The sequence below is a fragment of the Crassaminicella profunda genome (assembly GCF_019884785.1).
Lineage (GTDB): Bacteria > Bacillota > Clostridia > Peptostreptococcales > Thermotaleaceae > Crassaminicella > Crassaminicella profunda.
In genome coordinates this window covers 3,194,612-3,218,105 of the sequence record NZ_CP082326.1, presented here as the reverse complement: position 1 = coordinate 3,218,105, position 23,494 = coordinate 3,194,612, and the positions used below count along the sequence as shown (strand labels likewise).

General features: G+C 30.0%; 23 protein-coding genes. All 23 read left to right on the top strand.

Annotated elements, in window-relative coordinates; genetic code table 11:
* The first annotated feature begins 39 nt into the window (after positions 1–39).
* Positions 40–183 (top strand): YvrJ family protein, encoded by a 144-nt coding sequence (locus K7H06_RS14950; RefSeq protein ID WP_223036835.1) that lies wholly within the window; start codon positions 40–42, stop codon positions 181–183.
* An 83-nt stretch (positions 184–266) separates the two neighbouring features.
* Positions 267–2,489, top strand: a complete 2,223-nt coding sequence (gene recD2, locus K7H06_RS14945) for an SF1B family DNA helicase RecD2 (RefSeq protein ID WP_223036834.1) — start codon at positions 267–269, stop codon at positions 2,487–2,489.
* Positions 2,490–2,863: 374 nt separating this feature from the next.
* A complete protein-coding gene (gene cysC / locus K7H06_RS14940; RefSeq protein ID WP_223036833.1) occupies positions 2,864–3,385 on the top strand; it encodes an adenylyl-sulfate kinase in 522 nt (173 codons plus the stop codon).
* Between the two features lie 12 nt (positions 3,386–3,397).
* Positions 3,398–5,458 carry a sulfatase-like hydrolase/transferase gene (locus K7H06_RS14935; RefSeq protein ID WP_223036832.1) on the top strand — a complete coding sequence of 687 codons (2,061 nt, stop codon included), beginning with the start codon at positions 3,398–3,400 and terminating at the stop codon, positions 5,456–5,458.
* A 99-nt stretch (positions 5,459–5,557) separates the two neighbouring features.
* Entirely contained in the window at positions 5,558–7,015 is a 1,458-nt protein-coding gene (locus tag K7H06_RS14930) for a methyltransferase domain-containing protein (RefSeq protein ID WP_246637543.1), read from the top strand.
* Between the two features lie 221 nt (positions 7,016–7,236).
* Positions 7,237–7,977, top strand: a complete 741-nt coding sequence (locus K7H06_RS14925) for a ComF family protein (RefSeq protein ID WP_223036830.1) — start codon at positions 7,237–7,239, stop codon at positions 7,975–7,977.
* Between the two features lie 21 nt (positions 7,978–7,998).
* Positions 7,999–8,418: a TIGR03826 family flagellar region protein gene (locus tag K7H06_RS14920; RefSeq protein WP_223036829.1), complete on the top strand. Its 420-nt coding sequence runs from the start codon at positions 7,999–8,001 to the stop codon at positions 8,416–8,418.
* A gap of 81 nt (positions 8,419–8,499) precedes the next feature.
* Positions 8,500–8,775: a flagellar biosynthesis anti-sigma factor FlgM gene (locus K7H06_RS14915; protein WP_223036828.1), complete on the top strand. Its 276-nt coding sequence runs from the start codon at positions 8,500–8,502 to the stop codon at positions 8,773–8,775.
* A gap of 60 nt (positions 8,776–8,835) precedes the next feature.
* Entirely contained in the window at positions 8,836–9,333 is a 498-nt protein-coding gene (locus tag K7H06_RS14910; RefSeq protein WP_223036827.1) for a flagellar protein FlgN, read from the top strand.
* 11 nt (positions 9,334–9,344) lie between these two features.
* On the top strand, positions 9,345–10,997 hold the full coding sequence (gene flgK, locus K7H06_RS14905) for a flagellar hook-associated protein FlgK (protein WP_223036826.1): 1,653 nt from the start codon (positions 9,345–9,347) through the stop codon (positions 10,995–10,997).
* Between the two features lie 37 nt (positions 10,998–11,034).
* On the top strand, positions 11,035–13,023 hold the full coding sequence (gene flgL / locus K7H06_RS14900) for a flagellar hook-associated protein FlgL (protein ID WP_223036825.1): 1,989 nt from the start codon (positions 11,035–11,037) through the stop codon (positions 13,021–13,023).
* A gap of 22 nt (positions 13,024–13,045) precedes the next feature.
* The gene (locus K7H06_RS14895) at positions 13,046–13,612 is read left to right on the top strand and encodes a DUF6470 family protein (protein WP_246637542.1); all 567 of its coding nucleotides are present in this window, start codon (positions 13,046–13,048) and stop codon (positions 13,610–13,612) included.
* A gap of 28 nt (positions 13,613–13,640) precedes the next feature.
* A complete protein-coding gene (gene fliW / locus K7H06_RS14890) occupies positions 13,641–14,090 on the top strand; it encodes a flagellar assembly protein FliW (RefSeq protein ID WP_223036824.1) in 450 nt (149 codons plus the stop codon).
* A 12-nt stretch (positions 14,091–14,102) separates the two neighbouring features.
* Positions 14,103–14,327 (top strand): carbon storage regulator CsrA, encoded by a 225-nt coding sequence (gene csrA, locus K7H06_RS14885; RefSeq protein WP_223036823.1) that lies wholly within the window; start codon positions 14,103–14,105, stop codon positions 14,325–14,327.
* 101 nt (positions 14,328–14,428) lie between these two features.
* Complete coding sequence (locus tag K7H06_RS14880) at positions 14,429–14,827, top strand: hypothetical protein (protein WP_223036822.1); 399 nt, start codon at positions 14,429–14,431, stop codon at positions 14,825–14,827.
* A gap of 265 nt (positions 14,828–15,092) precedes the next feature.
* A complete protein-coding gene (locus K7H06_RS21425; protein WP_281426011.1) occupies positions 15,093–16,946 on the top strand; it encodes a flagellin N-terminal helical domain-containing protein in 1,854 nt (617 codons plus the stop codon).
* A gap of 73 nt (positions 16,947–17,019) precedes the next feature.
* Positions 17,020–17,280 carry a hypothetical protein gene (locus tag K7H06_RS14865; protein ID WP_223036821.1) on the top strand — a complete coding sequence of 87 codons (261 nt, stop codon included), beginning with the start codon at positions 17,020–17,022 and terminating at the stop codon, positions 17,278–17,280.
* Positions 17,277–19,094 (top strand): motility associated factor glycosyltransferase family protein, encoded by a 1,818-nt coding sequence (locus tag K7H06_RS14860; protein ID WP_223036820.1) that lies wholly within the window; start codon positions 17,277–17,279, stop codon positions 19,092–19,094. The genes K7H06_RS14865 and K7H06_RS14860 overlap by 4 nt, the downstream gene beginning before the upstream one ends.
* An 81-nt stretch (positions 19,095–19,175) precedes the next feature.
* Positions 19,176–20,258 carry a nucleotidyltransferase family protein gene (locus K7H06_RS14855; RefSeq protein ID WP_223036819.1) on the top strand — a complete coding sequence of 361 codons (1,083 nt, stop codon included), beginning with the start codon at positions 19,176–19,178 and terminating at the stop codon, positions 20,256–20,258.
* A complete protein-coding gene (neuB, locus tag K7H06_RS14850) occupies positions 20,248–21,264 on the top strand; it encodes an N-acetylneuraminate synthase (protein WP_223036818.1) in 1,017 nt (338 codons plus the stop codon). Before K7H06_RS14855 ends, neuB begins: the two co-directional genes overlap by 11 nt.
* A gap of 3 nt (positions 21,265–21,267) precedes the next feature.
* Positions 21,268–21,852: a D-glycero-alpha-D-manno-heptose-1,7-bisphosphate 7-phosphatase gene (locus tag K7H06_RS14845; RefSeq protein ID WP_223036817.1), complete on the top strand. Its 585-nt coding sequence runs from the start codon at positions 21,268–21,270 to the stop codon at positions 21,850–21,852.
* Complete coding sequence (locus K7H06_RS14840; protein WP_223036816.1) at positions 21,843–22,529, top strand: class I SAM-dependent methyltransferase; 687 nt, start codon at positions 21,843–21,845, stop codon at positions 22,527–22,529. The genes K7H06_RS14845 and K7H06_RS14840 overlap by 10 nt, the downstream gene beginning before the upstream one ends.
* A gap of 44 nt (positions 22,530–22,573) precedes the next feature.
* On the top strand, positions 22,574–23,491 hold the full coding sequence (locus K7H06_RS14835; protein ID WP_223036815.1) for an ATP-grasp domain-containing protein: 918 nt from the start codon (positions 22,574–22,576) through the stop codon (positions 23,489–23,491).
* Positions 23,492–23,494 lie beyond the last annotated feature (3 nt).

Below are 23,494 nucleotides of genomic sequence, written 5' to 3'. Positions count from 1 at the left end.
AGGGCTGTATTTTTAATGCTATATAAAGGAGGCGAGAGAATGGAAGAGCTTACTACTTATGTTGCTAATCTAGGATTTCCTATTGCTGTTTCCGTATATCTATTGGTTCGGATTGAAGGGAAGCTAGAGAATCTTAGTGTGAGCATCAATGAGTTGACAAAAGCTATTGCTAGTTTGAAATAGCCCTAATAAACAATAAAACACTGCTAATCAGTGTTTTGTTGTTTATGCTATAATATACATATCAAATCCTTTAGGAGGACATTATGAACGTAGAAATACAAGGGGTTTTATCTGAAATTATTTTCAAAAATGATTCTAATGGCTATACGGTTGCTATTGTTGAGACGGAAGAAGAGCAGGTAACAATAGTAGGATATATGCCTATTGTAAATACAGGAGAAACTTTTTCATTTTCAGGAAATTGGAAGGTTCATCCTAAATTTGGGGAACAACTAGAGATCATATCTTACAAAAAAATCATGCCCAATACATTAGAAGGCATTGAAAAATATTTATCTTCAGGGATTATCAAAGGAATTGGTCCTAAGATTGCCCAAAAGATTGTAGAACAATTTGGAAAAGATACGCTAGATATGATGCAATATACACCTCATTTATTAACAAAAGTAAGCGGGATAGGTCAAGCAAAAGCACAAAAAATAGCCGAATCCTTTAAAGAACAAAGAGAACTTAGTGAAATTATTCTTTTTCTTCAGGAATATGGGGTCACACCCAAATATGCTATAAAGATTTATAAAAAATATAAAGAAAATACCATTCAGTATATACAAGAAAATCCTTATCGACTAGCAGATGATATCTTTGGAATTGGATTCAAAATTGCAGATGCTATTGCAAAAAGAATGGGTCTTGATCCTACTTCACCTTATAGAATCATGTGTGGGGTAAAGTTTGTACTTACTCAGTATAATTTAGAAGGACACACCTACACACCAAGGGAAGAATTAATGGAAGAAGCAGCAAAAACATTAGATGTAAAAAAAGAACTTGTAGAAGATGCCTTGACACAATTAGCACTCAATAATGAAATACATTTGGAAAATCTAGAAGAGAAAATTGTTGTTTTTTCTATGCCTTATTTCTATGCAGAAAGTTATGCATGTAAAAAGCTAGTTGGAATGGCTCAAGTAACTCTTGAACCTATTTCAGAGGATGTAGATAAAGAAATCGAAGAAATAGAAAAAAATGAAGAAATAGCTTTAGCAAAAAATCAAAAAGAAGCTGTAAAAGAAGCGTCAAAAAATGGAGTGGTCGTCATTACAGGAGGACCAGGAACGGGAAAGACCACAACGATTAATAGTATTATAAAGATGTTTGAGCGTCATAATCTGAGTATTTCACTAGCGGCACCTACAGGAAGAGCGGCAAAAAGAATGAGTGAAGCAACAGGGAGAGAAGCAAAGACCATACATCGACTTTTAGAATATGCTTATATAGATGAAGAAATAGGAATGAATTTTGGAAAAAATGAAGAAGAACCCTTATCTTCTGATGTTGTGATTATTGATGAAATGTCTATGGTAGATATCATCTTGATGAAGGGACTTTTAAGATCCTTGCTTCCAGGGACAAGACTTATTTTGGTAGGGGATGTGGATCAGCTTCCATCCGTAGGACCTGGAAATGTATTACGAGATATTATTGATAGTGGTATTATAAAAGTTGTAAAGCTTGATAAGATTTTTAGACAGGCTCAAGAGAGTATGATTATTGTCAATGCCCATAGAATCAACAAAGGGGAGTATCCCTATATCAACAAAAAAGAAAAAGACTTTTATTTTATTAAAAAAAGAAATCAAGAAAATGTAGTTGAAACCATAAAAGGATTATGCAAAGAGAGGCTTCCAAAATTTAATAGTTGTGACCCTATCAAAAACATTCAGGTACTTACACCTATGAAAAAAGGACAAGTAGGCATGTTTCAGTTAAACAATGTGCTACAAGAAATCTTAAATCCTCCAAGTTCCCAAAAGGAAGAAAGAAAGATGAAGGATAAAGTTTTTCGTGTAGGAGATAAAATCATGCAAATGAAAAACAATTATAATCTAAAGTGGAATACAATTGATGGGGAAGAAGGAGAAGGCGTATTTAACGGAGATTTTGGCTATATACAAAAGATTGATCAGGAAGAAAAAGAAATGATTGTTCTATTTGATGAAGAAAAATTGGTTACTTATGATTTTTCTCAGCTGGATGAGTTAGAACTAGCCTATTGTATTACTATTCATAAAAGTCAAGGATCTGAATTTCCAATTGTGGTAATGCCTATCTTTTGGGGTCCACCCATGCTACTTACAAGAAACCTTTTATATACTGCTGTTACAAGGGCGAAGGAGTTAGTAGTAATGGTAGGGATTGAAGGAAGTCTTAAAAATATGGTAGATAATTATCGGGTGATTCGAAGAAATTCAGGACTAGGAGTAAGACTTAAAAGGTTTTTGACAGAGAATTTGATTGAGTTTTAAGAAAAATATAAGTTAGTAAATAGAATATATATGAAAGAAAAGTCAGCTATATTATAGATGACTTTTTCTTTTTTTTAAGGACAATTTGCTAGATTATTTTTAGGAAGAAGAAATGGATAAAATTAGTGAAATTAAAGGCTAGTATAGAGAATAATCGAATTCAAAATAGTAACTTTCATATTTTTCTAAAGTGGAATAAATTATTTGTCGATAAATAACTTGTAGCTTAATAGATGATTTATTTGAAATGTGTATTAATTTCTAGAATAATGTTTTATGAATGAATTTAGTTAATAAAAAAATATATATGTTGTGGAGAAAATAGGTACGTTCTTTATCAAATGTTTTAAGTATATTTTACAAGGGGAGAGATAATGGAAAAGGCATATACAATGTGGCTTACTGGATTGAGCTGCTCAGGAAAAAGCACATTAGCAGAAGAAATAGTAAAGATTTTTGAAGAAAAAGGAAAGAAAGTACAGTTAATAGATGGTGATATTATTAGAGATAGTATAGGGAATATATTTGGGTACTCCAAAGAAGAGCGTATGAAGGTCATTAAGGTATACAGATTACTATGTAATTTATTAAATAATAATGGTGTGTATGTAATCGTAGCATCTATTGCGGGATATCAAGAAATGAGAGAAGAAAATCGTAGAGAAATTGGACAATATTATGAGATATACGTAAATTGCCCATTAGAAGTTTGTATAGAACGTGATGTGAAAGGAATGTATAAAAAAGCATTACAAGGAGAGATAAAAAATGTTATGGGATTAGATGAACCATACGATATTCCACAAAATCCAGATGCAATTATTAAAACAGCAGAGGAATCAATAGAAAAATGTATAGGTAAAATACATGAATTGATTGAAAAAATTGAAAAATAGGAAGTGATAAAAGTGGATGAGAATGATACTTTATTGAAAAAAGATTGTTTTAACGAGATTAACAAAATTAAAAAATTGAAGGAAGAAATTAATGAACTAATAAATAGAGAGAATTTTGAAACAGCAGAATATAAAATAAAAGATTATAAAAATATTTTTCCATATGATATAGATATATATTCTATGGAAGCAACGATACTTTTGATAAAAAACAAGTTAGAAGATGCGAAGGAAAAAATTAAAGAAGGTCTTGAAAAAAGGCCATTTAATTTTGAATTGGCATATAATTTTGCAGTGATTTATAATTGTGAAGAGAATTACGTAAAAACATTAATATGGCTGAATAGAGCTTTTAAATATGCAAATAGCGATGACGAAAGAAATATTGTAAATAAATTAAAGGATGAAATCATAGAAAGAAGTTTTGATGCTCATGAAAAAAATCAACAAATAAATGAAGCAATTAATAAGATTAATGAAGAAAAAAAGAGACTTGACCCTAGATCATTTCCTCTCATTACAAAAGATAAAACATATATTGGGAAATTTCTTTTTTCAGAAAACAATAGAGGGTATTATGCTGGTTTGTATAATACAACATATGCTTCATATGATGCTCAACTTTGGAAACTGTATAAAACAGAAACGATTTATGGGAAACTAGTTCACTTTAAAAAGAAGATATATATTGAAGAACCTTCAGTAATACCTATTTCTATAAAAAAAATGGGCGTGAAAATAAAAATTCGTATAGATAAAAAAATATATAATTTAAGGGATTTGTATCCGAATAGATTTTATTATTTACCTATTCGTAAAAGATGTAAAGTAGAGATTGTAGCAGATAATAGCTTTTTTTTAGGGGATGTATTAAAATTAGAAGATCCAAAAGAAAAGAAGGATATAAAATTAGTTTTAAATATTTTCATAGATGGATTAGCGCAAACAATAATAGATGGAGAAAAATTCAAAAAATATATGCCCAATACGTATGATTTCTTTAAGGATGGTGCAAGATTCAATCATGTGCATACTTCTGGCGAATGGACATTGAGTAGTGTACCAGCATTTTTTACAGGAAAATATACAACAGGTCACAAATTATTTCATCCTAATTTCAATTATGCAATTGGTGAAAAGGAACCATTGATTAGTGAAATTTTCAGAAAAAATGGTTACTTTACTTTTCAAGTGTGTGGCGATTGGAGAAAATCTCCTGCTTATGGATATGCTAGAGGTTTTAATCGTACTATCTACCAACAATCAATGGAAGGTATGAGTTGTGAAGAAAATATTATGGAAACGATAGAACAATTAGAAGCATTTAAAGACAGAAAACATTTTGTATGGATGTCTTTATTTGAATTGCATAAAGTTGGTGATAATATTCTTCCTAAAATTAGTAGTCAGTTGAGAAATAATTTGATCACTTTAACAACTGAAAAAGATGATAAAAAATCAGTAAACAAAGAATATGATACAAAAAAAATAGAAAAATATATAACTGAAATAAATCGATTGGATTATTACTTAAAAATATTGTATGACTATATTGGATCAAAATATTCAGATGATGAAATACTAATAACCATAGTATCAGACCATGGTCAATCATATATAAATAAAAGTAACGTTTTGTTAGCAGAAGAAAGAATAAAAGTTCCTTTTATAATCAAAGGGAATGGAGTGCCAAGTGGTGTTGTAGATGAATATATTGAAACTGTGGATATATATCCTACTATTTTAAAGTTAGCCAATATAGATAATCCAATAAAGAATATGGATGGAAATTTACCTAAACATTTTGGAGGAGAAAAAGAGAGAGAATATGCGTATACAGAATCTATTTATCCGAATAAGACTTATAAAGCAGTAATTAATGACAGAGAGCATAGTTTCAATTTTGAGACCACAGACAATGTAGAAAATGATGGAAGATTTCCAGTAACAAATCCTAAAATGCAGCTGATTAATAAAAAAACAGGAAAAGATGAAAAGGATATTTATATAGATAAAGTAGATTACTATAAAAGTGTAGTATTTAATCATGTGAAAGAATATATAAAAATTTAGATATTCATCTGAATTGTTTTAGAGAATATAGACATAGAGGAGTGGATTATTATAAAAGCGATAATATTAAATGCGGGTAGAAATGAGAAAATACAAAATTTGATAAGTGGAAAACCTACATGCCTTATAGAAATAGAAGGAAGTTCATTATTGGAAATACAAATAGATACCTTGTATAGTTGTGGAATAGATGATATTACTGTTGTTCGAGGGTATCATTCAGAGCAAATTAATATTCCTGGAATAAAATATTATGATAATACAGAATATGAAAATACAAATGTTTTACATTCGTTGTTTTGTGCAGAAGATGAAATGAATGATGATGTATTGATTTTATATGGAGATATTCTTTTTGATCAAAAAACAATAAAAAGAATATTAGAAGCTAAAAAAGATATTTCAATTGGAGTTATGATGAATTTAGACGATTGCTTTAGACATAAGAATAAAATAGATTATAAAAGTATGGAAATGTTAAGTTTTGATGGAGAAAATAGAGTTAACAGAATAGGAAAAAATTTAGAATTAGGTGATGAAAATCATGGTTTGTTCACAGGTATTATAAAATGTTCTTATCATGGTGTTGAAATATTAAAAAAGAATTATGATAGAGTAAAAAATATTTCTGAAAGTGACGCATATTTGAATTCTTATAAACTAAAAAAAGCATGGGTAACAGATTTGTTAGATGAAATGTCACGATTAGGAATACCATTGCATTGTGTGATGATTGAAAGAGGATGGCTTGAGATTAATACAGAAGAAGATTATAAAAGAGCAATTACAGATACTGATTTTGTAAGAAGATTAGTAAAAATAAAAACGGATTGGGCCTCTAGAGCTAAAACTTATGATAAAATTGATTGGGTAAATAGAGATGAAACACTTAATGCTATGGTTAATTTTGCGGGAAATTTAAATGATAAGAATGTTTTGGATTTAGGAACAGGGACAGGTAAAGTATTAAAAACTTTAAAACAGCATTCACCAAATGGAAATTATTATGGTGTTGATGTAAGTAAAGAAATGATGGACAAAATTGATGAATCGTATGGCTTTAATCTTTATGTAAGCAAAATTGAAAATTTAGATAATTTCAAAGAGGATTTTTTTGATGCAGTAACTGCTAGAATGGTTTTACATCATGCTGAAGACTTGGACAAGGCTTTAGCAGAAATATATCGCATATTAAAACCAGATGGGAAATTTATTATTTGTGAAGGAAATCCGCCAGATAGATATTGTGTATCTTTCTACGAAGAAATGTTTAAATTTAAAGAAGATAGAAATACATTTCTTTTAGATGATATTACAAATTTGATGATAAACCATAATTTCTATAATATTACTTCAAAAACTATTGTTTTAAGTGGGATGAGTCTTAATAACTGGTTAGATAATGCCGGGGTTCCTTTTAGAAATATTGATATAATAAGAAAAATGCATTATGAAGCGGATCTATTAGTAAAAAAAGCTTACAATATGAAAATAGTCGATGATGATATATTAATGAATTGGAAATTTAGCGTGGTTAGTGGAACAAAAACAGTATAGTATATAAAAAGTACAGATAAATGATGATTCATACTTAAGAGATAACGATGAAAAGTTAATAGAAAATAAAGTTTTAGACAACTACATGAAAAGATGATAAAATTTTATTAAGGAAAAGAATAATTCTCATAAAAACTTTGTAAAATAGATAATAAAGCAATCTATTTTGCAAGGTTTCTTTATACATATAAAAGCCTTGCCTAAAGCAAGGAGAAATTTTGATGAAATTAGATCGTTATATAGATACATTTCTAGATTTTATCTACCCACGAAATATTTATTGTATTCTATGCAATGAAAGCATTGAAAAAACAGAAAAATATTCTCTATGTCAATCTTGTAAAGAAAAAATAAATTTTATTGCTGATCGAATTTGTGAGAAATGTGGTAAACCTTTAGATGATTTTTATCTTTCAAAAGAATGTCCAGATTGTATAAAGACGAAGCATTATTTTACAAAAGGATTTTCTTGTGTAGAATATAATGAACATATGAAAGAGCTCGTACATAAGCTAAAATACAAAAATCATAGATATATAGCCTATCATATGGCAGAAATGATGATCAGTCAGTTAAAAAAACATGATTTGAATGATATTGATTATATTGTTCCTGTACCTCTATACAAGAAAAAAGAAAGGAAGCGAGGATTTAATCAATCTGAGTTACTTTCTAAATACATAGGAAAAGTTATGAATTGGAAAGTAGAGAAAAACAATCTTATTAAAATAAAAGATACAAAGTCTCAAAATCAACTAAACAAAGATGAACGAAAAAATAATTTAGAAAATGCTTTCTTTGTTCAAGCAAAAGAGGATTTTGTAGATAAAAATATACTCTTAGTAGATGATGTATATACAACAGGAAGTACTATTGATGCTTGTAGCAAAGAAATAAGAAAAGCAAAACCTAAAGAGATCTATAGTATATCCTTTGCTACAGGGAAAAATATAAATTTTTAATGAATTTAAGGGGGAAAAAATATGGCTGAAATTCGAAATTGTAAAGAATGTGGCAAACTTTTTCAATATAATGGTATTAGTAAAATATGTCCAAGATGCAGAAGAAAGGATGAAGATGCTTTTAAAGCTGTAAGGGAGTATATCTATGAAAATACAGGAGCAACCCTTACAGAGGTATCAGAAGAAACAGGTGTGGACGAAGATAAAATTCTTCGTTTCTTAAGAGAAGGAAGACTTGAAATTATAGGAGAAAATTCAGCGCTACTTCTTGAATGTGAACGTTGTGGAAAAGCAATTAGAACAGGAAGATTTTGTGATGAATGTGCACAAGAATTAAAAAATGGATTAAAGGATGGATTTGAAAAGGTAGATCGATTAAAATCAAAAGGTGATAAACAAAGAGAAAGAATGTACACTGCAGAAAGGAAAAAAAGAAGATAAATTTTTATAAAAATTATAAACATAACCCTCACTTTTGCCGATACTAAAGTAGAATCATTCGGTAGAAGTGGGGGTGTTTTTATGAAAATCACTAATAATCTTAATATGCAAAAAATACTAGGGACGTATAGAAAGAATACAAAAAACGTAGGAAACATTAAAAAAATGAAGCAAAAGGATGATCAGATTCAAATATCTGAAAATGCAAGAGAGTATCAAGTAGCATTAGATGCTTATAAAAAGCTTCCAGATGTGAGAGATGAAAAGGTAGATAAAATCAAACAGCAAACAGCTTCTAGAAATTATAGCCCATCTGCAGAAGAAATTGTGGAAGGTATGTTTGATAGAAAGATTTAAAATTTTTGAAGGTAAATTTGCCTTCAAATTTTTTAAATGCTTATTTAAGGAGGAAAATAAATGTCCAAATCTATTGAACAATTAATCCTTGCGCTGAATAAAGAATGTGAAATCTATCAGGACTATTTAAATTTAGCAAACAAGAAAAAAGCAATCATCATAGAGGGCAATGTAAAAGAGCTAGAGCGGATTACCCAACAAGAACAAGATATCATTGTGAATATGGGAAAGATTGACCAAATACGAACGGCGATTGTTGGAAATATATTACATGAATTAGACATAGAATACATTGGAAATATTAGTGACTTATCTAATTATTTAGAGCCTTTATATAAAACAAAGGTTGTAGATTTGAAGAATAAATTAGAAAGTTTATTAAGAGAAATACAACATTTAAATGAATTAAATGCTAAGTTGATTCACCAGTCATTAGATTATATTGACTTTAATATGAATGTGATAACAAGCTTAGATACAGCAGGAAGTACTTATGGAGATGAGGCAAATGAAAAGGATTTAAAGAAAAAATCTAGTATTTTTGATGCAAAAGTTTAAGGGGGATAAAAATGAGTGGAAGTTTTTTTGGACTCAATATAGCAAAATCAGGATTATTTGCTAGTCAAAGAGCACTACAAGTTATAGGACATAATATAGCAAATGCAAATACACCAGGTTACTCTAGACAAAGAGTAGAAATGTCTCAGTCAGATCCAATGGCCTTATCAGGTGGACAAGGGATGATTGGAACAGGTGTAGATACTCTTCATATAAAAAATATTCGAGATGAGTTTTTAGACATTAAATATAGAGATGAAAATCAAGCTTTTGGTGAGTGGAATACAAGGGCTGATGTATTAAAAAATATAGAAGCCATTTTTGGAGAACCCTCTGATTCAGCAATTCGTAAAGCAATGGATGATTATTTTGTATCATTAGAAAAGCTAAGTACAGATGCAGAAAATCTAACCACAAGAGCTACAGTGAGAGAGTCAGGAATCAAACTTGCTAAGATGGTGAATCAATTAGGGTATCAATTAGAGAAAGTCCAAAGGGATTTAGATTTTAATGTAAAGACTACAGTAGACCAAATTAATGGTTATGCAGATCAAATAGCAGAATTAAATGACCAAATTTGCCGTTATGAGTTAGATGGAAGTCGTGCAAATGATTTGAGAGATGAAAGAAATTTAATTTTAGATCAATTATCTGAATTAGTGAAAATAGATACTTTTGAAGAAAAAAGCGGAAAAATTCGTGTAATGGCAGATGGAAACCAACTTGTATCACAAACAGGTTCTTCCCACTTGAAAATAAAGGAAAGAGAGCCAGGGGAGAAAAAAAATAATGCAGATGTAGAACAGCTTAGTGATGTAGTTTGGGAAAAGGGAGGAAGCTTTATCCCTAAAGGTGGAAAATTAAAAGGATATATAGATGCAAGGGACAATATTAGCGGAGATGAAAAAGGGGTTCCGTATTATACAGATCAATTGAATAACTTTGCAAAAACTTTTGTTGTACAAACCAACCTTATTCATAGAGAAGGATATGGGTTGAATGGACAACATGGAGTAGATTTTTTTCAGATGAATGGAGAAATAAAGGAAATTACTAAAGATAAAAAATTTATGAATCTTATGGATAAATACGGAGAACAAGAGGCTATCAGAATGATTGAAGGGGCAAAATCCTCAGAGTTAGGAAAAGAACCCTTTGAATTTACACAAGATACCATTCCCTCTTATAATGAAATGTCTGTAGTAAAAATTGTTGAAGATGGTACTGAAAAATATTATATTACCTCTAAAATTACTGCTACATCCATGAGCATATCTGATGCAGTAGAGAAGGAATTAAATGCGATTGCTGCAAGTAGCACCCATGCAGGACTTCCTGGAAGTGGGGATAATGCTTTGAAAATGAACCAAATAAAAGATAAAGCTAAGATGTATGCATGGGGAAAACCAGAAGACTTTATGAAATCTTTAATTTCAAATTTAGGAGTAGATAGCCAACATGCAAAAAATACATCTAAAAATCAAGCTATTTTATTAGGACAAACAGATAACAAAAAACAGTCTATATCTGGTGTATCATTAGATGAAGAAATGGCAAATATGATTAAATTTCAGCATGCATATCAAGCTAATGCAAGAATGATTACGGCAATAGATCAGATGATTGATACGATTATTAATCGTATGGGATTGGTAGGAAGATAATTATAAATGATTGAGATTTTGAAATGGAGTGAAAAAAATGCGTATTACAAATAGCATGATGACCAATACCATGATGAGAAATATATTCAATAACTTAAATAGCATGGCAAAGCTTGATCAGCAAATGGCAACAGGAAAAAGAATCAATATGCCTTCAGATGACCCTATTGGTATATCACAGGTTCTAAAGCTTTCATCAGATATTTCTCATCATGAACAATATAAAAAAAATGTAGATCAAGCTCTTTCTTGGATGCAAGCAACAGAAACATCTGTTATGCAGTTAAAGGATGTTATGCAAAAGGTCAGAGAGCTCACAGCAAGAGGGGCTACAGGAACACTTACAGATGAAGACAAAGCCGCTATACAAAAGGATATTACCCAATTAAAGGATCAAATCGTATCCATAGGAAATACCAACTTTGCTGGAAAATATATCTTTGCTGGATACAATACAATGGAAAAGCCCTTTGCGGTAGAGGGAACAACAATAGGGAATAAACTTAAATATAATGGTAGAATATTAAGTCCTGGAGGAGCTATTGATGATGATATAGAAGATACAGACTTTCAAGAATTTTTAACCAATAAAAATAATAAAGCGCCTACTTATGATCAAATGGCAGACAAGATGAATATAGAAATAGGTACAGGAGATATGCTAAATGCCAATTTAAATGGAACGGAAATCCTTCAAAAAGGCTTTTATGGTACTTTTGAAACATTGACAAAGCTAGAAAAGAGTTTAGGTGGAGAAAAGGATTATAAACAAGGCTTTGTGGATATGGAGTATGGAACTAGAGCAATAAGCTATACAGAGTTAGATAATAGCAATGATGATAAAAGCATAAATATAAAAATAGGGAATGACAGTTTTGATTTGAAGCTTCCTTATGAAGAATTGACAGAAGAATCAATACAAAATGCAATAGATAGTGTGGAGCATCTCAAGAAAAATGGTGTGAAAGTACATTTAGATGAAAAAAATAAAACAATTAGCTTTACTGCACAAGCTGAGATTACGCCAAAGGTTTCTTTGGGAATTTCTACTATAAGCACAAATACGATTACTTATAAGGATGGAGATTTAGATAATAGTAGTAAAGATAGAAAACTTAAAATAAAAATAGATGGAGAGGAAAATTCTCACGAACTATCATTACCTGCAAGCAATCCATTAACTCAAAAAGATATACAAGATGAAATAGACAAGATTCCAGCGTTAAAAACTAAAAATGTAACTGTAAAAATAGATGATACAAATAAAACCATTACCTTTTCAGCAGATAATGAAAATATCACAGTAGAAGGAACTTTAGGTAATACAGAAATCATGACTACCAGTGGTAAAGCAAATCAGCAGATTGCACCAATCCTTGTGGGAGAAAGAATGAAGGGAACCATAGAGACGGATGATACAAATCATCAGTTTAATTTAACCATTGATGGAATAGAAGAAACCATCAATCTTCCTCAAAATAAAAAATATGAACTAGATACCCAATTTGGAAAAGATGAACTATTAAAAGATATTCAAGATCAAATTGATGGGAAACCATCCTTTTTAGGAAAAGTAAAGGTTTCCTTTACAGAAGACCATCGACTAAAATTTACTGGAAATTATCAAGATGCATCTAATACAGATTTTGAAAGTATAAAAATTAGCAATCTAGATGATAATAAGTTCTTAACGAAGATAGGTTTTGCTAATGATCAAGTTTCACAAAAAGCTTCCATAAAAACAGAAAAAATAGATATTAGCGGTATGCTTAAAGATATGGACCAAAATCTCAATAATGTTTTAGCAAAGCTTTCAGAAATCGGTGCAAAAACCAATCGATTAGAATTAGATAAAAATCGTCTAGATGATAATATACTAAATTTCACAGCATTATTATCAAAAACCCAAGATGCAGATATGATGGAAACCGTTATGAAATTTAAAACAGCAGAAAATATTTATCGTGCTTCTTTATCTACAGGAGCGAAAATTATACAACCAACCCTTATGGATTTTCTTAGATAGTTAATCAATTGAGGTGAAAAATATGGAACTTAGTATGACTAGTACAAGAGCGCAAATAGGGATCAATCGAACACCAGGAAAGCTTGAAATCAATCAGCCAAATCCAGAACTAAAAATGCATACGCAGCCCCCTAAAATACAAATCAAATCAGAACAATCAAAGGTTCAGATTGATCAATATGTATGCTTTAAAGAAGAGGGTCAAAAGAATGTAGAAGATCTTATCAAAGACAATGCAGCCTTTGCAAAACAAAAATCATTACAAGGGATTGCTCGTATTGTTAGACAAGGAAATGAAATGGCAGCTATAGAAAATAAGGGAGATGTTATTCCTAGTCAAGCAAGAGAAAACGCTCATGATTTATTCAACAAAGAGTTTAATATAGGGGTAATTCCAAAGAGTAGACCTCAAATTAATTTTACAGGTGGTACGGTAGATATCCAATCAGAATGGGGAAAAGTAACTTTTGATGCAAAGGTTAGTAAACCTAATATCAATTATACAAGAGGAAAGCTAGAAACTTACCTAAAACAAAAAAATAGTTTAAACATTGAAGTGGTAGGTGGAGAGTTCAACCGTGTAGGTTGAACTTTCAAACTAAAAGGGAGGTAAATTTATGATTCTTACTACAAAGCATTTTGGAGAAATAGAAATTGATGAAGAAAAAATCATTACCTTTGAAGAAGGAATCCTTGGATTTGAAGACATAAAAAAATACACAGTGATTGTAAATCCTGATAAAGAAGTACCTTTTCATTGGCTGCAAGCAGTAGAATATTCAGATTTAGCCTTTGTGATTACAAATCCATTTGTATTTAAAAAAGATTATGATTTTGAAATCCCTGAAAAAGTCATTGAACAGCTAGCTATTGAAAAGGAAGAAGATGTAATGATCTTTAGCATTGCTGTTGTTCCAGAAGATATGAAAAAAATGACCATCAATTTACGAGGTCCTTTGATTATGAATATAAAAAATAAAAAAGGGAAACAAATTGTATTAGATACAGAAAAGTATAGTTTAAAACATTGTATCTTTGAAGAAGAGGTCACAGAAAATATCGGATAGGAGGGGAGTAGGATGCTAATCTTAACGAGAAAAAAAGATGAAAGTATTGTGATTGATGATCAAATAGAAATAAAGATTATTGGCATTGATGAAAATAAAGTAAAGCTTGGTATATCCGCTCCAAAGGATATTGAAATTCATAGAAAAGAAATATATCTAGAAATTCAGGAAGAAAATAAAAAGGCAGCTGTAAGCAATTTAAACCTTAAAGGGTTAGAAGATTTATTTAAGAAATAGAAAACTTTTCTTTATCATAAAGGATGTAATATAAATCTCGAAAATATTTATATTACATCTTATGAAGGTATATGATAAAATGATGAAGAGGAGTGAAATGTATGGAAAATATTGATAAAATCTTAAAGCAAATACTAGAAAGTCAAAATAGAATGGAAAATAGATTTGACAATCTAGAAAATAGATTTGATAATTTAGAAAATAGATTTGATAATCTAGAAAAAAATCAATCATCTATGGAGCAGAGACTTATTAAAATAGAGGTTTCACAAGAAAAAATGGCAAAGAATATAGAACTTCTAGCAGAGGGACATGCCAATATACTAGAAACTATTGAAAGAAAAAATGATGAAATACGAGGGGATTTGAACGAACGATTAGATGAAATAGAAGCATCTGTTACAAATTTATCTTCTGATATTCGGTTTATGGAGAAAAAAGAATTTGAAAATGAAAAAGAACTATTTAAATTAAAAGAAAGCTTAAAAATTATAAAATAATCCTAGTGGAGTAAAAACTCCACTTTTTTTATAAAAAAATATAAAAATTTAAAAAAAAATACTAAAGTAGTGTAATCACATGCCGATAATAATAGTACAAGCGTAAAAATTATACTTATATTATCGGCCGATATATAAGAAATCAATGAAGAAAACTATAAAGTAGTAAAAAACTTATACAAAAGGTAGCAAGCCGAAAGGCTAACTATAAATAAAAACAGTGGAAAAGGAAGTCCACTTAAAAAAATTCAAGGAGGGAAATTTTATGATCATTAATCATAATATGAACGCGTTAAACGCACACAGAATGATGACTGGAAACACAGTAAAATCAGGAAAATCAATGGAAAAATTATCTTCAGGTCTTAGAATCAACAGAGCTGGAGACGATGCAGCAGGTCTTGCAATTAGTGAAAAAATGAGAGGCCAAATCAGAGGTTTGAACCAAGCATCAAGAAATGCTCAAGATGGTATTTCTTTAATCCAAACAGCTGAAGGTGCATTAACAGAAACACACTCAATTCTTCAAAGAATGAGAGAGTTAGCAGTACAATCAGCAAATGATACAAACACTTCAAGTGATAGAGGAGAAATCCAAAACGAGATTAACCAATTAACTTCTGAAATCAATAGAATCGCTAATACTACTGAGTTCAATACACAAAAAGTATTAGATGGTGGTAGATCAACAGCAGCATCAGGAACAGAAGGAACAGAAGGAACAGAAGGAGCATCAGGAGCAGCAACAGCAGCAGCAACAGTAGCTATATTAACAGGATCAGCAGCTATGGTAGCAACAGATGTATCCGCAGCTACAAATATATCAATTAGTATAGAAGTGGGTAGTGCAACATTTACGCTAGCAACTTCAACCATAACAGGAGGATTAAGTGCTGCAGCAACAACAACACAATTAGTAGATTTATTAAAAACTGCAACTGATGGATCAGGTGGCGCTATAACAGATAAAGTAGATATCACTGATAATGGTGGAAAACTAGAAATAAAAGCAAAAAACACAGGAGAAGATGTTACAGTTAATTATGGAGGAGCAGCAGGAGATAAAACAAAATTTGCAAAATTCACAGGTATAACAGATGCAGCAACAGCAGCAGCACCAGCGGCGGCATCAGGAGCAGCATCAGCATCAGGAGCAGCAGCGGATGCGGCAGGAGAATCATCAACATTTAAAGCAACTTTACAAATTGGTGCTAACAAAGGGCAAGCCTTCCAAGTTAGTATTGCAGATATGAGTGCAAAAGCCCTTGGTATTTCTCAAGAAGTATCAGGAGCAGAAGGAGCAGAAGGAGCAGAAGGAGCATCAGGAGCAGCAACAGCAGCAGCAACAGTAGCTATATTAACAGGATCAGCAGCTATGGTAGCAACAGATGTATCCGCAGCTACAAATATATCAATTAGTATAGAAGTGGGTAGTGCAACATTTACACTAGCAACTTCAACCATAACAGGAGGGTTAAGTGCTGCAGCAACAACAACACAATTAGTAGATTTATTAAAAACTGCAACTGATGGATCAGGTGGCGCTATAACAGATGCAGTAGATATCACTGATAATGGTGGAAAACTAGAAATAAAAGCAAAAAACACAGGAGAAGATGTTACAGTTAATTATGGAGGAGCAGCAGGAGATAAAACAAAATTTGCAAAATTCACAGGTATAACAGATGCAGCAACAGCAGCAGCACCAGCGGCGGCATCTGGCGCAGCATCAGCATCAGGGACTGCAGACACAGGTGGTTCATTTGCTACCGCTGGCGCAGTAACTAATGGAACAGATTCAACAGCAGTAGAATCTGCATTAGATGTTTCTACACATGACAAGGCAACTGCAGCTATAGATATATTAGATAAAGCGATTAATAAAGTATCTACTGAGAGATCAAAGCTTGGTGCTTATCAAAATAGACTAGAACATACAATCAATAACTTAGGAACAGCATCTGAAAATTTAACAGCAGCTGAATCAAGAATTAGAGACGTTGACATGGCAAAAGAAATGATGTCATTCAGCAAAAATAATATCTTAAATCAAGCAGCTCAAGCAATGCTTGCACAAGCAAATCAACAACCACAAGGTGTACTTCAATTATTAAGATAGTAATGTTATAATAAAGATAGCTCTGATACTTATCAGAGCTATTTTTAAAATAAAAAAGAGAGAGGGAGTAGGCGTGGATCTAGAAAAACAAGTGGATGAAATTATAGATAATATTTTCAAGTATAAAATTGATATAGCTATAGAACAGACGATTACAATAATAGAAGAAATTATGAATGATATAGAAAATACCATTAGTATGGATCAGAATAGATTTGAGGATATTATGAATTATATTAATATTGCTCTTCAAAATAAAGATTACTTATTTTTAGCAGATTTATTAAAATATGAATTGATGTTGTCAATTAAGAAGCAAGGGGTGCTACAATGACATTATATGAAAAAAATCTAGCTTATTTTAAAGCTGAGAATGAATATGTATATAACATATTAACTGCAGGCAATCCTTTGTATTTCTATAAACTAGAAAAAGTAAAGGATTCATTTAATTATATTATAGAAAATGAAACCAGCAGATGTTTTATGCATAGTGTATATGATACAAATGAAGAGATAAAAAGGATGTTTCAGTATACACCAAAGGATACTGAAACAATGGTAGTATTTGGACTTGGGTGTGGGTATGCTTTAGATTATATAGCGGAGCATTATAAAAATATAAATAAACTTGTTATCGTAGAACCTTGTTTAGATATGTTTAAAAATTTATTAGAAAATATAGATATGCTCAAATATGTAAATACTTTCAAAACAATTACGTTTGGAATCAATCAAGATGTTGATGAAATGAGTGAAATTTTGTGTGGATATCTTTCTAAAAATTTAAAAATGAGTATTGTGTACAATATGTCCTATAGAACAATATTTAATGAATACTACGAAAGTATGACAAAGAGAATATCTAAAACTATATCAGAAATACGAGTGAATGCAGCAACTAATACGACATTTCTATTTCAATGGTTAAAAAATTATATGTTTAATTTGAATGAAAATTGTATGTCTATTGAAAGTTTAAAAGATTTATTCAAAGGAAGACCTGTGGTAATTGTAGCAGCGGGTCCATCGTTAAATAAAAATATACATCTTATTAAAGAAATAAAAAATAAAGCTATTGTAGTAGCTGTAGGTACAGCTATAACAATACTTGAAAATAATGAAATAGAACCTCATTTTAGAATGGCTATAGATGGTTCTCTAGAAGAGAAAAGAACCATCTTTGATGTAGTGAATAGCAAGATTCCTTTGATTTTTGCTGACAAATTGTATTGTGAAATATTGCCTTCTTATGAAGGACATAAAATTAGATTTGTTATAGACTCAGATTATATGGTGAATTATTTATATAATAAAAAGGAAATAGAATATAATAAAATTAGAACAGGTCCATCAGTTGCTAATTCAGCGGTAGATTTATTTTGTAAATTAGGGTGTAGTAAAGTTATATTTTTGGGACAAGATTTAGCATATACAGAAGATGGAATATATGCTAAAGGTGCGATTAATAACGAAGAAATGAGCAAAACCAAATTGGAAAAATATATAAAAATGAAGGATATTTATGGAAATGATGCTTATACTATTACACAATTTTTAGCTATGAAATATATTTTTGAAATTATTATTAAAAATTATCCGGATATGAAATTTATTAATGCTACTGAAGGTGGGATTGGTATAGATGGAACAGAAATAAAAACCCTTGAACAAACGATTCAAGAAGACTTAAAGGATGAGATTAAAATAAATATAGAAGAATGTATTAAAGAAGCTTATGAAAACAATGATCAATATATGGAAAAAATAAAAGATGCATTAAGTGAATTCAAAAAAGAATTACAAGAAGTTATAGCGTTAAATGCTAATAGAATGGAATTGTTAAAAGATACTATGAAAAAAATAAAAAGGGGATTAAATTCTCAGAGGCTTTTAAATGACTTAGAATATATAGTTAGATTAGATAGTGAATATGAAGAAAAAGAAATATATATAAAAGCTATACTACCAGCATTAGCCGAAACTATTAGGGCGGTCAATTTGAATTTTCAATATACTGGAAGTGATAAACAAAAACAAGTAGAGTATAGAAGTAAAAGTGTTAAGAGCAGTATTGTATTAATCAATGAATATGCCAAAATTGCTAAATTGTATTTAGATGGAATAATGAAAGAAAATCAAAAATAAAAACAATCATAGTTTTATAGTAAACAGTGTATAGTATGTATAGACTAAGATCAATAGACTACACATAAGGAATGATAAAGAATGAAAACAAATATAGATAAATTAATTGTTTATGTGAATTATTCAATAAAAGAAACATTAGATGTTTTAGATCAGGGAGCAAAAGGAATTGTTTTTTTAGTTGATGAGAAAAAAAGATTAATAGGAACCATTACAGATGGAGATATAAGGCGGGCTATACTAAAGGGATTTGATTTAGATGATTCGATTGAGGAGGTTGTTCATTATAATCCTATATATGCTAGTATCCATACAACAAGAGAAGAAATTAAAGATATGTTTATTAAAAAAGCTGTAAAAGAAATACCCATAGTAGATGATAATAATATATTAGTAGATATGATTAGTATTCACGAAATTTTATTACCAGATGGTAAAGAAAATCCTGTAATTATTATGGCTGGAGGATTAGGAACAAGGCTTAAAGAACTAACTCAAGAAGTACCTAAACCCATGCTAAAAGTAGGACAAGATCCTATGTTACAGCATATTATTAACAATTTCAAACAATATGGATACAACAAGATATTATTATCTGTTAATTATAAAGCTGAAATAATAGAAAACTATTTTCAAGATGGTTATGCTCATGGAGTTAAAATAGCGTATATAAAGGAACGGAAAAGACTGGGAACAGCAGGTGGAATAAGACTTGCAAAAGAATATATTAATGCGCCTTTTTTTGTTATCAATGGGGATATATTTACTAACTTAAATATGGAAAACATGATGGATTTTCATGTGGAAAATGGTTTTGATATTACCGTAGGAACAAGAAAGCATTCCTTTCAAATACCTTATGGTGTGATGCAAGTAGAAGATAATCATATAACAGAACTTCAAGAAAAGCCGGTGATTAATTATTTCATTAATGCAGGAGTATATTGCTTGAATCCTAATTTACTTGAATATATTCCACAAGATGAATATTTTGAGATTACAGATTTGATTAATACATGTATCAAAAATGGTAAAAAAGTAGGGAGTTACGAAATTGATGAATATTGGATGGACATAGGAAGATTAGAAGACTATAATAAAGTTAATCAAGACGTTTATGATTTAATATGTTGTAGTGAAGAAGGGGAAGCGGATGATAAGTAGTAAATGTTTTATTATTGCAGAAGCAGGTGTAAACCATAATGGAAATATAAACATTGCTAAGATGTTAATAGATGCAGCAGTAGAAGCAGGAGTAGATGCTATAAAATTTCAAACATTTAAAGCAGATGGATTAGTTACAAAAAAAGCACCAAAAGCAGAATATCAGAAAGAAACTACTGGCAGTGGAAATCAATATGAAATGCTTAAAAAATTAGAGTTATCCATGGAAGAGCATTTAACTTTGAAAGAGTATTGCCATAAAAAAGGAATATTATTTATTTCAACACCTTTTGATTTTGAAAGTGTGGATTTATTAGAAAAACTTAATATGCCATTATATAAGATTAGTTCAGGGGATTTGACCAATATTCCCTTGTTGAAATATATAGCTAAAAAAAATAAACCTATTATTTTATCTACAGGCATGGCAAATTTAGGAGAAGTAGAAGATGCGGTAGAATGTATTAGAAATATTTCAAATAGTGAATTAACATTGCTTCATTGTACATCTAATTATCCTACTAATTATAAAGATGTGAATTTAAATGCGATGATTACTCTTAAAAATGCATTTAAACTAGAAGTTGGATATTCAGACCATACACTAGGAATAGAAATACCCATAGCAGCTGTAGCTATGGGAGCAAAGGTTATTGAAAAACATTTTACACTAGATAGATATATGGAAGGTCCAGATCATGAATCTTCTTTAGAACCAGAAGAATTAAAAGAAATGGTAAAAAGTATCAGAAATATAGAAAATGCTTTTGGTGATGGAATGAAGAAATGCAATAAAAATGAAGAAAAGAGTAAACTTGTTTCAAGAAAAAGTATAGTAGCTAAAAGAGCTATACAAATAGGAGAAATTATAAGAAAAGATATGTTAGATTTTAAGAGACCTGCAAATGGTATTGAACCTAAATGGGTAGATGATATAATTGGGAAAAAAGCTATATGTCCTATAGAAAAAGATGTATGTATTGAATGGAGAAAAATAGGTGATTAATATATGAGTAAGAATAAGTGTATATTTTTAGATAGAGATGGAACAATAAATGTTTATAAAAAATTATTGAGCAATAGTGAAGATTTAAAATTAGAAAGAAAAGCAAGTGATGCAATTAAGTTAATTAATAAAAGTGGATATTTATGTATAGTTGTATCTAATCAGCCTGTTGTCGCAAGAAATTTATGTACATTAGAAGAAGCGTGGCAAATTAACGAAAGATTGAAAGAACTGTTGGATGAAAAGGGGGCTTATTTAGATGATATATTTATATGCCCCCATCATCCTGATCGTGGATATCCAGAGGAGAACAAAAAGTATAAAATAAAATGTGATTGTAGAAAACCTGCAATAGGAATGATTGAAGAAGCCGTAAAAAAATATAATATTGATTTAGAGCAGTCCTATATAATTGGAGATACAACAATTGATATAAAAACAGGAAAGAGTTGTGGAATAAAGACAGTATTAGTTAAAACAGGTCTAGCTGGTGGAGATGAATTATATGATGTGAAACCAGATTATATAAGTGACAATTTATATGATGCGGCAAAATTAATATTAGAGGAGAATAATATATGGACTTAAAAACAAAAGAATGGGATAATTCATATAAAAATAAGGATAATTTTGTATTCTACCCACATGAAGAAGTGATAAGGTTTGTTTCAAAATATGTAAGAAAAAAAACAGGAACAGAGGAATATAAAATTATTCATAATAAGAATATAGCTTTAGATTTAGGTTGTGGAATAGGTAGGCATGTAATTTATTTAGATGAAATGGGATTAGATGCTTATGGGATAGATTTATCGAAAGAAGCGATAGAATATGCAAAAAATTGGTGCAAACATATGGATAGAGAACATCTTTCAAAAAAACTTACAATAGGGTCTATTACTGAAATGCCCTATGATGATAATTTCTTTGACTTTATTGTATCTCATGGAGTATTGGATAGTATGCATTTTGATATTGCTAAAGTTGCAATGAAAGAAGTATATAGAACTTTGAAACAAGATGGATTGTTTTATTTTGACTTGATATCAGGAAATGATTATGAACATCCAAGAGAATATGCAGGGGAAGAAATTGTTACTAGCGATATGGAAAAAGATACAGTACAATCATATTTTAATTGGACAAAAATAAACCAATTGATAGATGGATATTTTAAAATTGAAGATGTTGTATTGATTCAGAGAGAGTCAGTTATATTTACGCAGAAAGATAGTAGATACCATATTATAGCACGAAAAATTTGATTTTGACCCTAATGATATTATGGTAAAGAAAAGGGGATACGAAAATGAAAGTTTTAGTTGAAGCTGTTGGAAGCATGACTTTTGGACCAGCATTAAAATATTATAATGAAATGGGATGGGAAATCATTGGTATGGATATTACAGGACATGCTTTTGGTTTTTATAAAAATATTAAACCTTATATTGTACCTAAATATTCTGAAAAAAATTGTTTTAGTGTGATAGAAGAAATTATAAAAAATGAAAAAATAGATATGATTTTTCCAACTATTAATGAAGGATTATTGGAATGGAGCAAAAGAAAAGAAGAATATAAGAAAAAATATAATGCAAATGTGATTTTATCAGATAAAGATATAATTAATATATGTATGGATAAATGGAATACATATAATTTTTTTATGAGAAATAATATTCCTACACCTAAAACATCACTAAAGAGAAAATATGGACTTCTAAAACCTAGAATAGGAAGAGGGAGTACTGGGATTTATTTTACTGATGAAGCCAATGAAAATTTTGATATGAGTGGTTATATATCTCAAGAAATAGTTGACGGACAGGAATATACAATTGATGTTTTGTGTGATTTTCAATCAAATCCTGTTTATATAATCCCTAGGAAAAGAATTGACACAGAATCGGGTGTATCTACAAAAGGAGTTACTGTATTTGATGAAAAGATTATACAATATGTTAAAGAAATCATTTTAAAATTAAAACCAATAGGAATAATAAATATACAATGTTTTAAGAATGAAAATGAAATTAATTTTATCGAGATCAATCCAAGAATAGCAGGTGGAAGTTCTCTTTCTTTTGCTAGTTCAGATAATTGGTTTAAAGCAATCCAATGTTTTCAGAAAGGGAGTAGCTATAGCTCTAAAGATGTAAAATATAATAATTATATGTTTCGATATTATGAAGATGTTATTGTTGAAGATGGTAATTTAATTAAATAGTAT

What these genes read in the sequence shown, in the direction of transcription:
- K7H06_RS14925 (WP_223036830.1), top strand. Translation starts at nt 7,237, where the DNA reads ATGAAATTAGATCGTTATATAGATACATTTCTAGATTTTATCTACCCA.
- csrA (WP_223036823.1), top strand. Translation starts at nt 14,103, where the DNA reads ATGCTAATCTTAACGAGAAAAAAAGATGAAAGTATTGTGATTGATGAT.
- K7H06_RS14895 (WP_246637542.1), top strand. Translation starts at nt 13,046, where the DNA reads ATGGAACTTAGTATGACTAGTACAAGAGCGCAAATAGGGATCAATCGA.
- flgL (WP_223036825.1), top strand. Translation starts at nt 11,035, where the DNA reads ATGCGTATTACAAATAGCATGATGACCAATACCATGATGAGAAATATA.
- K7H06_RS21425 (WP_281426011.1), top strand. Translation starts at nt 15,093, where the DNA reads ATGATCATTAATCATAATATGAACGCGTTAAACGCACACAGAATGATG.
- K7H06_RS14880 (WP_223036822.1), top strand. Translation starts at nt 14,429, where the DNA reads ATGGAAAATATTGATAAAATCTTAAAGCAAATACTAGAAAGTCAAAAT.
- K7H06_RS14950 (WP_223036835.1), top strand. Translation starts at nt 40, where the DNA reads ATGGAAGAGCTTACTACTTATGTTGCTAATCTAGGATTTCCTATTGCT.
- fliW (WP_223036824.1), top strand. Translation starts at nt 13,641, where the DNA reads ATGATTCTTACTACAAAGCATTTTGGAGAAATAGAAATTGATGAAGAA.
- K7H06_RS14915 (WP_223036828.1), top strand. Translation starts at nt 8,500, where the DNA reads ATGAAAATCACTAATAATCTTAATATGCAAAAAATACTAGGGACGTAT.
- K7H06_RS14855 (WP_223036819.1), top strand. Translation starts at nt 19,176, where the DNA reads ATGAAAACAAATATAGATAAATTAATTGTTTATGTGAATTATTCAATA.
- K7H06_RS14840 (WP_223036816.1), top strand. Translation starts at nt 21,843, where the DNA reads ATGGACTTAAAAACAAAAGAATGGGATAATTCATATAAAAATAAGGAT.
- K7H06_RS14920 (WP_223036829.1), top strand. Translation starts at nt 7,999, where the DNA reads ATGGCTGAAATTCGAAATTGTAAAGAATGTGGCAAACTTTTTCAATAT.
- K7H06_RS14910 (WP_223036827.1), top strand. Translation starts at nt 8,836, where the DNA reads ATGTCCAAATCTATTGAACAATTAATCCTTGCGCTGAATAAAGAATGT.
- K7H06_RS14845 (WP_223036817.1), top strand. Translation starts at nt 21,268, where the DNA reads ATGAGTAAGAATAAGTGTATATTTTTAGATAGAGATGGAACAATAAAT.
- cysC (WP_223036833.1), top strand. Translation starts at nt 2,864, where the DNA reads ATGGAAAAGGCATATACAATGTGGCTTACTGGATTGAGCTGCTCAGGA.
- neuB (WP_223036818.1), top strand. Translation starts at nt 20,248, where the DNA reads ATGATAAGTAGTAAATGTTTTATTATTGCAGAAGCAGGTGTAAACCAT.
- K7H06_RS14835 (WP_223036815.1), top strand. Translation starts at nt 22,574, where the DNA reads ATGAAAGTTTTAGTTGAAGCTGTTGGAAGCATGACTTTTGGACCAGCA.
- flgK (WP_223036826.1), top strand. Translation starts at nt 9,345, where the DNA reads ATGAGTGGAAGTTTTTTTGGACTCAATATAGCAAAATCAGGATTATTT.
- K7H06_RS14860 (WP_223036820.1), top strand. Translation starts at nt 17,277, where the DNA reads ATGACATTATATGAAAAAAATCTAGCTTATTTTAAAGCTGAGAATGAA.
- recD2 (WP_223036834.1), top strand. Translation starts at nt 267, where the DNA reads ATGAACGTAGAAATACAAGGGGTTTTATCTGAAATTATTTTCAAAAAT.